The sequence below is a fragment of the Streptomyces sp. 8P21H-1 genome (assembly GCF_013302945.1).
Map to the genome: position 1 here is coordinate 310 of NZ_JABTYA010000045.1, position 267 is coordinate 576.

The following is a 267-nucleotide window of genomic DNA, read 5'->3' on the forward strand; positions in this document are numbered from 1 at the left end:
CCGCGACCCCGAGCGGCCGCTGCTGCTCGGCTCGGTGAAGTCCAACCTCGGACACACCCAGGCCGCCGCCGGTGTCGCGGGCGTCATCAAGATGGTCCAGGCGATGCGCCACGGCGAACTGCCGCGCACCCTGCACGCCGACGAACCCTCCCGGCACGTCGACTGGGAGGCGGGCGCGGTCACCCTCGTCCGGGAGCACACCGCCTGGCCCGAGACCGGCCGCCCGCGCCGCGCCGCCGTCTCCTCCTTCGGCATCAGCGGCACCAA

General features: G+C 74.9%; 1 pseudogene. It reads left to right on the plus strand.

The annotated features are described in order from the left end of the window. Positions 1–267 (plus strand): annotated as a pseudogene (locus tag HO151_RS00910) (polyketide synthase); the annotation flags it as partial.